Here is a 12,085-nt window from a genome sequence, read left to right on the forward strand (position 1 = left end):
CTATAGTACGATGCGTGTAATTGGTATTATGGTAAATAAATGCCATTACACTGCACTTTAATTTTAAAACCAACGCCTTACCATGCAGTGTTGAATCTGAGATTTGGAGCGTCACATGGATCTGAACGGGAAAACTGTTGTCGTCACAGGCGCCGCACAAGGTATTGGCAAAGGTCTGGCAGAAAGATTTGCACATGAAGGCGCAAGTGTCGTTTGTGCGGATATCGACGATGCCGGAGCGCGTTTGGTCGCGGAAGCCATCGGTGGACATGACCTGCGCTGCGACGTCTCCAGCGAGGAAGAGATCAAATCTCTGATCGAACACGTCGAAAACACAGTCGGTCCGATTGACCTGTTCTGTGCAAATGCCGGAATTCTGACGCTTGGAGGTCTGGATGTCCCGGATGAAGACTGGGATCGAATCTGGAAGATCAACGTAATGTCCCACGTTTGGACAGCGCGTCATCTGGTTCGTCGGATGACCGCGCGCGGTGGCGGATACATTATGACAACCGCGTCAGCGGCTGGCTTGTTGAATCAACCTGGCGCGGCTCCATACGGCGTCACAAAGCATGCAGCGGTCGGATTTGCCGAATGGTTGTCGCTGACCTATGGGCACCAGGGCCTGCGGGTTTCAGTTTTGTGCCCACAAGCAGTACGATCAGAAATGACCCGAGGACATGAAAATTCGGTGGCCGCAATCGACGGCATGCTAGAGCCTGAAGACGTGGCGCAAGCCTGTGTTGATGCGATCCGCGAAGAACAGTTTCTGGTTCTCCCACATCCTCAGGTGTTGGACTATATACGGCTGAAATCTGATGATTACGACCGATGGCTTGGGGGAATGAGAAAGTTAAATCAGGTGTTTGTCGAGAATTCTTAAGGTTTCTTCTGCGCCCTTCGCATAAGGCCTTCTTGCGCAACAGAGGCGACCAACACGCCTTCCTCGGTGTATATCGACCCACGATTAAAGTTCCGCCCCTGCCCCGACCACGGCGAATCCATTGCATAAAGGTGCCAGTTCTCAAAATGCACCGGTGCGTGAAACCAGATGGTGTGGTCCAGGCTGGCGCCATTGACCTCGCCAGTAAACCAGCTCAGCCCATGTGGGCGCATTCCTGAACTCATCAGGTTCATGTCCGAGGCATATGCCAGCAGCAAATGCTGTGTTTTTGCGTCCGCCGATGCGGCGGCTCCCATTCGGAACCAAATCTGATTGCGATCATCCGATACCGCCGGGTTGAACGGATCCAGATGATCGACTTCCCGGACTTCGATTGGGCGTTCGCGGATCAGCTCGGGTCGCATTCGTTCGGGCACGCGATCCAGGTATTTCTGTCGCAACTCCGTCCGCGCCGGATAGTGTTCCGGGGTATCCAGATCCGGCATAGGGTGCTGATGATCCCAACCTTCGTCTTTGATGTGAAACGACGCGGACATGTTCAGAATTTGTTTTCCATGCTGAATTGCAACCACCCGTCGCGTCGTAAAAGAACCTCCGTCTCGCGCTCTATCAACCTGATAAATAACGGGAATGGTTGGATCCCCCGGGCGAATGAAATAGGCATGCAGCGAATGACACAGCCTGTCATCGACAGTGCGATAGGCCGCTGCGAGTGCCTGCGCAATCACTTGTCCGCCGAAAATACGTGTCGGGGTTTCGCCACCTGAACCGGTACCGCGAAACAGATCAACCTCAAGACGTTCAACGTTTAGAAGATCAAGAAGAATGCGTTCGGCTTCGGTCATGGTCTACTCATCAATCTTTGGTCTCACTTGGCGTATCAGCCGCCGCGGCATCAATCAATCATCGCCGCAAGGACAAGCGCCTTAAGCTCTGCACGTGACGGGTATGAACTGGACGGTGACAACTGAGTAAAGAAAACGGCAGTCAGGTCATTTTCCCGATCAATCCAGAAATAGGTCGATGCCATGCCGCCCCAACTGAAATCTCCGACGGACCCGGGCACGCGGACCCTGCCCGGGTTCAAGACGACGGAACCGCCTAACCCAAAACCCATACCTTCCATCGGTTGTTCGGCAAAGCTTTGCGGTCCCATAGATGCAATGTCGCCCGGTAAGTGATTGAGCATCATAAAGTCTACGGTCTTCGATCCCAGCAATCGGTGACCGTTTCCAGTGCCTCCGGTCCGTAGCATTTCGGCAAACATTGCGTAATCGTCGATTGTGCTGATCAATCCTCCACCACCGGAAAAAGTAGTCGTGTTTTCAAAAGGTGAATGTCCGGCGCGATCGACAAGACGCAAGGTATCCGTGCCTGCATCGGCTGAATTCAACGCCATCGCGTCACCAGCCAGCGGAGTGTAAAGCGACGCAAATCGATCCCCTGCCCCTGTTGCGACCGAGAACCCGCTGTTCCGCATGTTTAGCGGCGCAAAAACCTCTTGCTCAAAGAACACATCCAGAGACTTTCCCGAGACGACCTCGATCACGCGCCCGAGCACATCTAAACTGACCGAGTATTCCCAGCGGGTTCCAGGTTGAAAGGCCAGAGGCAGATCAGCCAAATCAGCCACTCGGTCCTTTAACAGACCCTGATTTGGCTTAAACAACAGGTCTTGGTCGTCCATCGCGGCGGGTAATAGCCCGGGATTGAACGGGTAACTGAAACCAGCGGTGTGCGTAAGTAGCTGGTGCACAGTCGGTGTTGTAGCATTCTGGGTTTGGTCCAACCGCTGCGCATCCGGAACAAGCGCCTGCATGTTGTCGAAGCCGGGAAGGAAATCTGATAGAGGCGCATCCAGATGGAACAAGCCCTGTTCTGCCAGCATCATGATCGCAACGGACGTGACGGGTTTGGTCATTGAGTAGATGCGAACCAGCGTATCCCTTTCAAACGACAGGTTGTCTTCGACGTTCCGCAATCCGGTCGCATGGAAAAACACTTCGCGACCTTGGTGAAACACCACCACCGAACTGCCCGCGTATTTCCGCTGATCAACATAGCTGTCCATCCACGTGCAGATGTGGTTTAGCCGTGTCTGTTCAAATGTCGTATTTACGTCGGGCATTGAAGATCGAACCTCATATGATCTGCTACGATCATGGTTGCTTGGGCGCTGAAACAACAGTGAAAATTGCAAGCCCCGGCAACTGACTTCTGGGTCGATTGCACTGGGTACAGCGGCTGTTTCAAGTGTTAGACTACCGACGTCTCAGATTCGCCATACGCTCTTGCAACCCGACGATTTGCCGTCTTTCCGGAGGACCAACATGGCCCAAACCATCGATTTCGTCTTCGATTTTTGCAGTCCCAACGCTTTCCTGGCCCATAAATTGTTGCCGGGTCTGGCCAAGCGGCACAAGGTTGCGATCAACTATGTCCCGGTGCTGTTGTCCGGCGTGTTCAAAGCCACCAACAACCAAAGTCCTTTTCATGCGTTCTCGGAAAACCGCCAGAAGTCGGCCTATCTGACACATGATCTGCACCGGTTTGCCCGTCGCCGCGGATTGAACTTTCACATGAGCCCGCATTTTCCGTTGAACACACGGTTTGCAATGCGTGGCGCTTACTTTGCTTCGGGAAAATCATGGGAAGTCAAATATATAGACGCCGTATTTGATGCGATTTGGGTGCATGGTCAAAAGGTTGACGAGATGGGTGTGTTAACCGAAATTCTGCACGAGAATGGGCTGCCGGTCCGAAAAACACGTGAGGCGATAGGAAGCGCAGACACAAAACAAAAACTGAAGGATCGAACCAAGGCGGCCGTCAAGCGCGGTGTATTCGGGGTACCCAGCTTGTTCATCGGTGATGAGATGTTTTTTGGTAAGAACAGCCTCGCGAACCTTGAACTTGAGTTGTCCAATTCGAAGTAGGCCGTATGAATGTTTGAAAACAGTATGCTACCTCACTTTCATAAGCTTGTGTTCAGTGCCACCAACCCATGCTGCGCGAAGACGGGGACATAGGCGCCAAATGCTTGGGCGCGTTTGGGGTCAGACGCGTTACCGTCCAAAGCGCGCTTGTAAACACCCTGCAGAATGCCCGCCATGCGGAAAAAATTGAACGCCAGGTAGAATCCAAAATTCTCGATCCGATCGATTCCGCGCCGTGCGCAATACTGCGCGACAAAGGCCTGATCACTTGGCAGGCCCAGGCTTTCGCGATCGATGCCGGCCAAGCCGCGCCCTTCTTTGCCCGGTGGCATCTGCCATTGCATGATGACAGCAGCCAAATCGGCGTAAGGGTGCCCAATTGTTGACAATTCCCAGTCGAGCACCCCGACGCATTTGGCTCTGTCTGGGGCGAACATCAGGTTATCGATCCGGTAATCTCCGTGGACCAGTGTTCTTTGCCCGTCATCCGCTGGAATCGAGGCGTCCAAAGCCGAAATCAGCCTATCCATGTAAGCAATCACTGCGGTCTCTGACGCGCGATACTGCTTGGTCCACCGAGAGATTTGCCGCTCAAAATAGTTCCCGGTAGGTCCGTAGTCAGTCAGACCGGCAGCGCCTATATCCACCATATGAAGCTCAGCCAAAACACGGTTCATCTCGTCCAGAATGGCGGTCCGGGCTGTGTTGCTTTCATCCTTCATCGTGGGTTCAAGAAAGATCCGGCCCTGAAGATGCTCCATTACATAGAAGGTCGAGCCGATGACACTGTCATCTTCGCAAAGAAGGTACATTTCCGGCACGGGGACCTTGCTGCCCGCTATCGCGCGCTGCACACGGAATTCGCGATCAACGGCATGGGCTGATTTCAACAGGGTTCCGGGTGGTTTGCGGCGCAAAACGTAAGACCGGTTCGGAGTGCGTAGTTCATAAGTCGGATTGGATTGACCCACCGAGAATTTTGACGCCTCCAATGGGCCTTGATAGCCACTTAGATGCGCTGACAGATAAGCATCTACAGCGGGTAGATTTAACGTGTTGTCTTTGCTCATTTTCTGTACTCGCGATTACATGGCCTCGGCAAAGATATTGCCGGCAGTTACCACATTGATACCACCAGAAACTGGAATCACAGCACCGGTGACATAGCTGCCACCTCGACCGCACAGAAAAAGCATACATCCTGCGATGTCCTCGTCCCGCCCGACGCGCCCCAAGGGTACAGACTTACCGACCTTGTCTCGTGTTCCCTCATCAGCCGTAGCAAAAGCCGTCATGCGGGATACAAACGGCCCCGGAGCCAACGCGTTAACGGTCACATTATAGGGCGAAAGCTCCTTCGCCATGACCTTGGTCAGATGCAGAACGGCCGCCTTTGATGCTGAATAGCTGTACGCTCCGTCTCCCATTGGAACTTCGCCCATGACGGAACCAACATTGACAACCCGTGCCGGATCTTCTGGCGATCCTGATTTCATCAGCAGTGGCAGAAGTCTCTGGGTAAGCTCGAAGATCCCGGCAACATTGACGGACATGACCTTTTCCCAAGCCTCGTACGGAAACTGGCCCATAGGCGCACCCCAGGAGGTGCCCGAGTTATTCATAAGAATATCAAGCTTATCCGTGCGTGCAGTAATGTCATCCACCAGATCATCGATCCCTTCCTTGCTGCCAAGATCACCGGCAAAACCCTCGGCGCTTCCCGGGGCATCCAAGGCGTTTAGCTCGGCCGCCACGGCAGCGCATGCGTCGCCTTTGCGCGATGCGATCAGAACATGTGCTCCGGCCCGAACCAACGCTTCGGCTGCCATGCGGCCAATTCCTGTTGCCCCTCCGGTGACCAATGCGGTTTTACCGTGCAGCGAGAAAAGTGTTTCGGGTGTCATGGTCTGCTCCTCAGTTATGTGCGGTGCATCGATTTGCTGTGTCCGAACTTGCCGTTGCGGGAGCCGGGCGTCTGCGCCGTTGACAACCCAGGTCGGTGCACCAAAAGTTCTTCCTTACAGATTAACAGGGACAAGGCAGTCGACATGCAAGCATTACTCAGCGTCGCCCCCGGCGGGCCCGAGACATTGGAACTGACCACCCTGCCCGATCTCAAACAAGGTAAGGGTGATTTGCTAGTCGGTGTAAAGGCCGCCGGTGTCAATTTTCCGGATACTCTGATTATCCAGGACTTGTATCAAATGAAACCGCCCCGCCCGTTTGCCCCGGGCGGAGAAATCGCAGGCGACGTATTGGCTGTGGGTGAAGGGGTCACAGGTTTCGCAGTCGGAGATCGTATCCTGGCGTTGACCGGGCATGGTGGATTCGCGACGCAGGCGGTGGTCAAGGCGGCGACGGCACTCAAATTTCCAGATGCGATGCCATATGAAGACGCGGCCTGTTTCATCTTCACTTACGGAACGTCCTATCACGCCCTGAAGGATCGCGCTGCGATTCAACCCAATGAAACTCTGCTGGTTTTGGGCGCAGCAGGTGGCGTAGGGTCTGCCGCTATTGAACTGGGCAAGGCCATGGGTGCCCGAGTGATCGCAGCCGTATCGTCACCTGAGAAGGCAGAGTTTTGCCGCCAGATCGGGGCGGATGACACAATCCTCTACCCGCGGGAAATGGACAAGGACGCACAGAAGTCTTTTGCGCATGACATAAAGGGCCTGGCCGGGTCCGGTGGTGTAGATGTCGTGTATGACGCGGTCGGCGGGCCCTGCGCCGAACCCGCTTTACGCAGTATGGCGTGGAAAGGTCGATACCTTGTGGTTGGCTTCCCAGCCGGAATTCCGAACATCCCGCTTAATCTTGCGCTGCTGAAAGGCTGTCAGATCGTTGGCGTCTTTTGGGGGGCGTCCGTCTTTCGGGACCCAAAGGCGCATGCCGAGAACGTCAAAGAGCTTTTTGGGTACTATGCGGCGGGTCAAATCAAGCCACGTATCAGCGCCCAGTTTCCACTGCGAGACGCGCCCGAAGCGCTGGAAAATTTGTCTCAGCGATCTGCCTTGGGAAAACTTGTGGTGACCATGGATTAGACCCGTCTTCTACGCCGGAAACATGTATCCCGAATACCCTTGACCCGCTGAGGTAAAGTCAGGTGGACAACCATACCAATTCATGACTATGAACGTTTAATGGGGACAATTTAGTAATGCATGACGTTTTGGTATTGAATGGGCCAAACCTCAATCTGCTGGGTACGCGCCAGCCAGAGGTGTATGGTGCGACCACTTTACAGATGATCGAGGATCGCTGCGTCAAACATGGTGCATCTGTCGGTCTTAAAGTGTCACATCTGCAATCCAACCACGAAGGCGTGTTGATTGACGCGATCCACGCCGCTCGGGGTGTTCAGGACGGCTTGATTGTGAACGCAGGCGCCTTCACACATACCTCGATTGCCCTGATGGACGCGATTGCCTCTGTCGAATTACCGGTTGTGGAAGTGCATTTGTCGAATATCCATGCGCGTGAGGCGTTCCGCCATAGCTCTTACATTGCGCCCGTTGCATTGGGCCAAATCTGCGGGTTTGGGGCCCAAGGCTACATCTTCGCATTGGACGCGCTGGCTGCCCACCTGACATCGGGGACCGGCGCATGAAACTCAAGGAATACCTGCACTTTGTAACCTACGCCAAGACTCTGGAAGAGCTCTGGGACGCGCATTGCCGCCAAATGGCCGAATATGGGTTCGACCGGTTGATCTATGGCTACACGCAGTTTCGGACCGCAACGTCGCTGGGGGATCCAGAAGACTTCACAATCCTGACGAACCACAGCCGGTCGTATGTAGACGGATTTCTGGGCGACGGACTATATTTCCATGCGCCAATGCTGAAATGGGCGCTGGACCATGAAGGCGCAGCAAGCTGGCATATGATTCAGGATATGGATTCTAGTGGGGTGCTGACGCCCCAGGAACAGCGCGTCATTGATTTCAATAAATCCAAGGGTGTTATTGCGGGCTATACCGTCAGCTTCAACTCCGTCTCCATCCGCTCAAAAGGCGCGATCTCTCTGTCTGCAGAAAATGGCAGAACCCAGGATGATGTTGATGAAGTCTGGGAGAAGCATGGAAACGACATTCTTCTGATGAACAATGTCGCCCATCTGAAGATCCTGACCCTGCCTCACAGTCCGCCAAACCGTGGCCTGACCAAACGCCAGCGCGAGGCGTTGCAATGGGTCGGCGATGGCAAAACGACACAAGACATTGCGTTGTTGATGGGGCTGACCTCTGCAACGGTGGAAAAGCACCTGCGACTTGCCCGAGAAGCCTTGTCCGTTGAAACTACAGCGCAGGCTGTTCTTAAGGCATCATTGCACAATCAGATGTTTGTCGTCGAAGCCTGAGCCGCTGATTTGACGTAAACTGCGTCACTTTACCTAGGGTAAGGAAAACATGACTATCCGAATCTGGCAGGAAAGTTGCACAGTATCCTTGTTCCGTGAGTGGTGGCTTTAGCCAGGGAACATTCGGTTGGATCTTTGCAATAACAGAGCTCTCCAATCACTCTGACAAGGGGGCGTTTATTTATCCGCGTACCGGTGTCGGAATTTTGGGGGGCCTCGAACATCCCCATCATGCGGGGCCCTCCATTCAACATCTTGTTTAATGACGGATTGAATTGGCTTAAAAAAACGGGCTACGCGACGCGTAACCCGTTTCAGCTTGGTGATAGGGCCGTGAGCGGGCCCTACCTTTTTGATTAGCCCTGTGCGGCTTTTGCAACTTCGGCTGCGAAATCTTCCTTCTCGACCACGATGCCTTCGCCAACTTCCAGGCGGACAAAGCCGGTGATCGTTGCGCCTGCTTCTTTGGCAGCCGCTTCAACGGTCAGGTCAGGGTTCACAACAAACGCCTGGTTCAGCAGAGTTGCTTCCGCCACGAATTTATTCATACGGCCAACAATCATCTTTTCGATCACCTGCTCCGGCTTGCCGGATTCGCGGGCGATGTCCATCTGAACCTGCTTTTCCTTCTCGACAACTGCCGGGTCCATGTCGGCTTCGGACAGGGCCGCGGGGTTTACCGCTGCGATATGCATCGCAATCTGCTTGCCGATCGCTTCGTCCCCACCGGACAAAGCAACCAGAACACCGATTTTACCCATACCGTTGGTGGCCGCGTTGTGGACGTAGGATACAACGGTGTCGCCCGACAGCTTCGACATGCGGCGCACCGACATGTTTTCACCGATTGTGGCGATCTTGTCGGTCAACGTGTCTGCAACGGTCTTACCGCCCAGATCAGCCGCCAGCAGAGCTTCGACATTATCGACGCCTTCTGCGGCATATGCGATTTTGCCAACCATTTCCTGGAACTCGGCGTTCTTGCCGACAAAGTCGGTTTCCGAGTTCACTTCCACTGCAACACCGTTGTTGCCATTGACATGAACAGCAACCAGACCTTCGGCTGCGGTACGGCCCGATTTCTTGGCCGCCTTGGCAAGGCCTTTGGTGCGCAGCCAGTCAATGGCTTCGTCCATGTTGCCGCCTGTTTCGGTCAGCGCTTTCTTTGCGTCCATCATGCCTGCGCCAGTTGTGTCGCGCAGTTCTTTCACCATTGCTGCTGTGATTGCCATCTCTTGGCTCTCCTCAATTCAAACGGATTTGGGGCAGGTCTACCCTGCCCCATATGTCATTTACGTGACGGGCAGCTTACGCTTCGGCTTTGGTTTCCGGAGCGGCTTCTGCGGTCTCTTCAGCCGCAGGCTCTTCCGCAACGACCTCTTCAACCGGTGCTTCTTCGAATGCACCCAGGTCAACACCAGCAGCACCCATCTGAGCGGTCATACCATCCAGAGCGGCACGTGCGGCCAGATCGCAATACAGCGAAATCGCGCGCGCAGCGTCATCGTTGCCAGGGATGATGTAATCAACACCATCAGGCGAGCAGTTGGTGTCGACAACAGCCACAACCGGGATGCCCAGCTTGTTGGCTTCGGCGATGGCCAATGCTTCTTTTTTGACGTCGATGACGAACAGCAGGTCGGGGACGCCGCCCATTTCGCGGATACCGCCCAGCGAAGCTTGCAGTTTGCCCTGGTCACGCTCCATGCCCAGACGCTCTTTCTTGGTCAGGCCTTCGGCGCCGGTTTCCATCGCTTCGTCGATCTGGTTCAGACGGTTGATCGACTGGGAAACGGTTTTCCAGTTGGTCAACGTTCCGCCTAGCCAGCGATGGTTCATATAGTACTGAGCCGACTTTTCAGCCGCTTCAGCGATCGGCTGAGCTGCCTGACGCTTGGTGCCAACGAACAGTACGCGACCGCCTTTTGCAACGGTGTCACGAACGGCCTGCAGAGCCTGATCCAGCATCGGAACAGTCTGGGTCAGGTCCATGATATGGATGCCATTGCGCGAGCCGTAGATGAACGGGCCCATGCGGGGGTTCCAACGCTGCGTCTGGTGACCAAAGTGAACGCCAGCTTCCAGCAGCTGACGCATGGTGAACTCGGGAAGAGCCATGCTATTTTCCTTTTCCGGTTTACGCCTCGGCGGGGGTGAAAGAAGCGGATGCTCCAACCGGCGGGCCAGATAAGGATGTCTCCCCTACAAAGCCCAAACCCCGCCTGCGGGTTTGAATGGCGCGCGTATACGGCAGGATTTAAGGCTGTGCAAGGGCCAAATGCCCTTATTTTTCAAGCCGGGCCAGCGCATGCGCGTGTCGCACCGCCTCTTCGCAATGTGCTGCCAGAGCTTTGCGGTTTTCGAAATCACACACCCGAGCTGGAGAGTGGTAAATCAACTCGACCGATCCCTGTCGGCGTGCGCCCAAAGTCTTCAACAGATGTGGTCCGAACTCCATGTCGCCCCACCAGCCGTAAAACCTGTCGGGCTGACCTTTGGGTGCGTGAAAGACGACGGACACGGGTTGCACATACATGAAATCGCGCAATTCATCTGCGAAGAATGCCGCAAAAAGCGTTGTTTTAAAGGGCAAAACCCGCAATCCATCGGTCGAAGTGCCTTCGGGGAAGAACAGCAATTTGTGACCAGCGTTCAGTCTTGTTTCGAAAATCCGCGTTTGTTCACGCGCTTTTTTTGGGTTTCGTTCGATGAAGACGGTTCCGGTCGCCCGGGCCAGCCAGCCGATACCCGGCCATTTTGCGACTTCGGCTTTGGACACGAAGTAGATCCGCTTGCGCGCGTTAAGGGCAAAAATATCCAGCCATGACGAATGGTTTGCTACTACCGCTCCGTGTTCGCGCATCAAACTGCCCGACGTTCGGAATCCCATGCCCAGAATGCGAAACGCGTTTCGGCACACAAACTGAGTTATGTAAGGCGTAACAGGACGGCGCACTCCGAAAAACGGGCGTTCAAACACGCGGAGGATTAAGAGAATGATCAGCCCACCGAAGACGAAAATCGCCAACGGCAACCCACGCAACAGCACAAGGCAGCAGCCGACGAAACCCAACTCAAGCGGGTCCGGTGCGTCTTCACTGTTCCAAAGAGGCGCAGTCAACGAGTCACGCTCCGCCATAAATTCGTTTCTGCCGTTCGTTCATGCGCGCGGTATCCAGGATCAAACATACATCGGTGGTGTTAAACGCATGATCGATGAACGCCCCCTCGCCTACAAAACCTCCGAGCCGCAGATAGGCCTTGATCAGCGCAGGCACCTGAACCATCGCCGCGCGACGGTCCAAAGCCTCAGGTTTTACCAGGTTCATGGATTGAAACACTCCTGGCTGCGCCCTGACTCGAAGATCAACTGGAGCCAGGTGATTGTGGTGCAGCATAGACAGTGGCTGCGCCAGCGCGCCTACTTCTGTGCCATGAAAACTGGCCACACCAAAGAGGATCTCGATCTGACGCTCTGAGACATAACCAGCAAGACCATTCCACAGGTGATACATCGCCGTGCCGCCCCGGTAATCCGGATGCAGACAGGACCGGCCGAGCTCCAACAACTTGCGGCCGCTTTGTTTCAGAACGGTTAAATCGTACTCGGCCTCGGAGTAGAACTGCCCGAGTTCTGCGGCACGATCACCCGGTAACAGCCTGTAAACGCCCACGACTTCGCTCGTCGCGTCATCATAGGCCAGCATATGGTCGAAATAGGGATCAAACTCGTCCTGCTCCAACCCGGCGTCATGATCGACCATCTCACCACCGCCGCCCAGTTCGCGCACGAACACGTCATAGCGCAATCGTTGCGCCGCGCGCAGCTCGTCCGCTGAGTCAGCAAGTCGTATAGTAAACGAAGGGCCTGCGTCGGGCATGT

Annotated in this window: 13 protein-coding genes; 5 read left to right on the plus strand and 8 right to left on the minus strand. The window is 54.8% G+C overall.

Annotated elements, in window-relative coordinates:
* The first annotated feature begins 115 nt into the window (after positions 1-115).
* Positions 116-883, plus strand: coding sequence for an SDR family oxidoreductase (locus Q1B21_RS12950; RefSeq protein WP_299889883.1), 768 nt, complete (start codon positions 116-118; stop codon positions 881-883).
* On the opposite strand, the gene Q1B21_RS12955 is transcribed toward Q1B21_RS12950, so the two are convergent.
* Both Q1B21_RS12955 and Q1B21_RS12960 read right to left on the minus strand, forming a co-directional pair.
* Positions 880-1,749, minus strand: a complete 870-nt coding sequence (locus Q1B21_RS12955) for an acyl-CoA thioesterase II (protein WP_299889885.1) — start codon at positions 1,747-1,749, stop codon at positions 880-882. The two genes, Q1B21_RS12950 and Q1B21_RS12955, sit on opposite strands and share 4 nt — an antisense overlap.
* Positions 1,750-1,799: 50 nt before the next feature.
* Positions 1,800-3,032, minus strand: a complete 1,233-nt coding sequence (locus tag Q1B21_RS12960; protein WP_299889887.1) for a serine hydrolase — start codon at positions 3,030-3,032, stop codon at positions 1,800-1,802.
* 202 nt (positions 3,033-3,234) lie between these two features.
* On the opposite strand from Q1B21_RS12960, the gene Q1B21_RS12965 reads away from it, so the two are divergent.
* A complete protein-coding gene (locus Q1B21_RS12965) occupies positions 3,235-3,840 on the plus strand; it encodes a 2-hydroxychromene-2-carboxylate isomerase (RefSeq protein ID WP_299889890.1) in 606 nt (201 codons plus the stop codon).
* Between the two features lie 38 nt (positions 3,841-3,878).
* On the opposite strand, the gene Q1B21_RS12970 is transcribed toward Q1B21_RS12965, so the two are convergent.
* Complete coding sequence (locus Q1B21_RS12970) at positions 3,879-4,910, minus strand: phosphotransferase family protein (RefSeq protein ID WP_299889892.1); 1,032 nt, start codon at positions 4,908-4,910, stop codon at positions 3,879-3,881.
* Positions 4,911-4,925: 15 nt separating this feature from the next.
* A complete protein-coding gene (locus Q1B21_RS12975; RefSeq protein WP_298935482.1) occupies positions 4,926-5,744 on the minus strand; it encodes an SDR family NAD(P)-dependent oxidoreductase in 819 nt (272 codons plus the stop codon).
* 144 nt (positions 5,745-5,888) lie between these two features.
* Here Q1B21_RS12975 and Q1B21_RS12980 point away from each other — a divergent pair, with 144 nt between their 5' ends.
* The 3 genes from Q1B21_RS12980 to Q1B21_RS12990 all read left to right on the plus strand — a co-directional run bounded on the left by Q1B21_RS12980 (position 5,889) and on the right by Q1B21_RS12990 (position 8,202).
* On the plus strand, positions 5,889-6,884 hold the full coding sequence (locus Q1B21_RS12980) for an NADPH:quinone oxidoreductase family protein (RefSeq protein ID WP_299889895.1): 996 nt from the start codon (positions 5,889-5,891) through the stop codon (positions 6,882-6,884).
* Between the two features lie 116 nt (positions 6,885-7,000).
* Positions 7,001-7,450: a type II 3-dehydroquinate dehydratase gene (gene aroQ / locus Q1B21_RS12985; protein WP_299889898.1), complete on the plus strand. Its 450-nt coding sequence runs from the start codon at positions 7,001-7,003 to the stop codon at positions 7,448-7,450.
* Positions 7,447-8,202: a LuxR family transcriptional regulator gene (locus Q1B21_RS12990; RefSeq protein WP_298935485.1), complete on the plus strand. Its 756-nt coding sequence runs from the start codon at positions 7,447-7,449 to the stop codon at positions 8,200-8,202. Before aroQ ends, Q1B21_RS12990 begins: the two co-directional genes overlap by 4 nt.
* Before the next feature lie 356 nt (positions 8,203-8,558).
* On the opposite strand, the gene tsf is transcribed toward Q1B21_RS12990, so the two are convergent.
* The 4 genes from tsf to Q1B21_RS13010 all read right to left on the minus strand — a co-directional run bounded on the left by tsf (position 8,559) and on the right by Q1B21_RS13010 (position 12,083).
* Positions 8,559-9,434, minus strand: coding sequence for a translation elongation factor Ts (tsf, locus tag Q1B21_RS12995; RefSeq protein ID WP_299889900.1), 876 nt, complete (start codon positions 9,432-9,434; stop codon positions 8,559-8,561).
* A 76-nt stretch (positions 9,435-9,510) separates the two neighbouring features.
* Positions 9,511-10,320, minus strand: coding sequence for a 30S ribosomal protein S2 (gene rpsB, locus Q1B21_RS13000; protein ID WP_298935487.1), 810 nt, complete (start codon positions 10,318-10,320; stop codon positions 9,511-9,513).
* 166 nt (positions 10,321-10,486) lie between these two features.
* Positions 10,487-11,341, minus strand: coding sequence for a 1-acyl-sn-glycerol-3-phosphate acyltransferase (locus Q1B21_RS13005; RefSeq protein ID WP_299889903.1), 855 nt, complete (start codon positions 11,339-11,341; stop codon positions 10,487-10,489).
* Positions 11,328-12,083 carry a GNAT family N-acyltransferase gene (locus Q1B21_RS13010; protein WP_299889905.1) on the minus strand — a complete coding sequence of 252 codons (756 nt, stop codon included), beginning with the start codon at positions 12,081-12,083 and terminating at the stop codon, positions 11,328-11,330. The genes Q1B21_RS13005 and Q1B21_RS13010 overlap by 14 nt, the downstream gene beginning before the upstream one ends.
* Positions 12,084-12,085: the final 2 nt, after the last annotated feature.

The sequence above is a fragment of the uncultured Ruegeria sp. genome, assembly GCF_947504215.1.
Taxonomy (GTDB): Bacteria; Pseudomonadota; Alphaproteobacteria; order Rhodobacterales; family Rhodobacteraceae; genus Ruegeria.

Bases quoted from the DNA above. Each gene is read 5' to 3' on its own strand.
- rpsB (WP_298935487.1), bottom strand. From the start codon at position 10,320: ATGGCTCTTCCCGAGTTCACCATGCGTCAGCTGCTGGAAGCTGGCGTT.
- tsf (WP_299889900.1), bottom strand. From the start codon at position 9,434: ATGGCAATCACAGCAGCAATGGTGAAAGAACTGCGCGACACAACTGGC.
- Q1B21_RS12970 (WP_299889892.1), bottom strand. From the start codon at position 4,910: ATGAGCAAAGACAACACGTTAAATCTACCCGCTGTAGATGCTTATCTG.
- Q1B21_RS12965 (WP_299889890.1), top strand. From the start codon at position 3,235: ATGGCCCAAACCATCGATTTCGTCTTCGATTTTTGCAGTCCCAACGCT.
- Q1B21_RS12960 (WP_299889887.1), bottom strand. From the start codon at position 3,032: ATGCCCGACGTAAATACGACATTTGAACAGACACGGCTAAACCACATC.
- aroQ (WP_299889898.1), top strand. From the start codon at position 7,001: ATGCATGACGTTTTGGTATTGAATGGGCCAAACCTCAATCTGCTGGGT.
- Q1B21_RS13005 (WP_299889903.1), bottom strand. From the start codon at position 11,341: ATGGCGGAGCGTGACTCGTTGACTGCGCCTCTTTGGAACAGTGAAGAC.
- Q1B21_RS12980 (WP_299889895.1), top strand. From the start codon at position 5,889: ATGCAAGCATTACTCAGCGTCGCCCCCGGCGGGCCCGAGACATTGGAA.
- Q1B21_RS13010 (WP_299889905.1), bottom strand. From the start codon at position 12,083: ATGCCCGACGCAGGCCCTTCGTTTACTATACGACTTGCTGACTCAGCG.
- Q1B21_RS12975 (WP_298935482.1), bottom strand. From the start codon at position 5,744: ATGACACCCGAAACACTTTTCTCGCTGCACGGTAAAACCGCATTGGTC.
- Q1B21_RS12950 (WP_299889883.1), top strand. From the start codon at position 116: ATGGATCTGAACGGGAAAACTGTTGTCGTCACAGGCGCCGCACAAGGT.
- Q1B21_RS12955 (WP_299889885.1), bottom strand. From the start codon at position 1,749: ATGACCGAAGCCGAACGCATTCTTCTTGATCTTCTAAACGTTGAACGT.
- Q1B21_RS12990 (WP_298935485.1), top strand. From the start codon at position 7,447: ATGAAACTCAAGGAATACCTGCACTTTGTAACCTACGCCAAGACTCTG.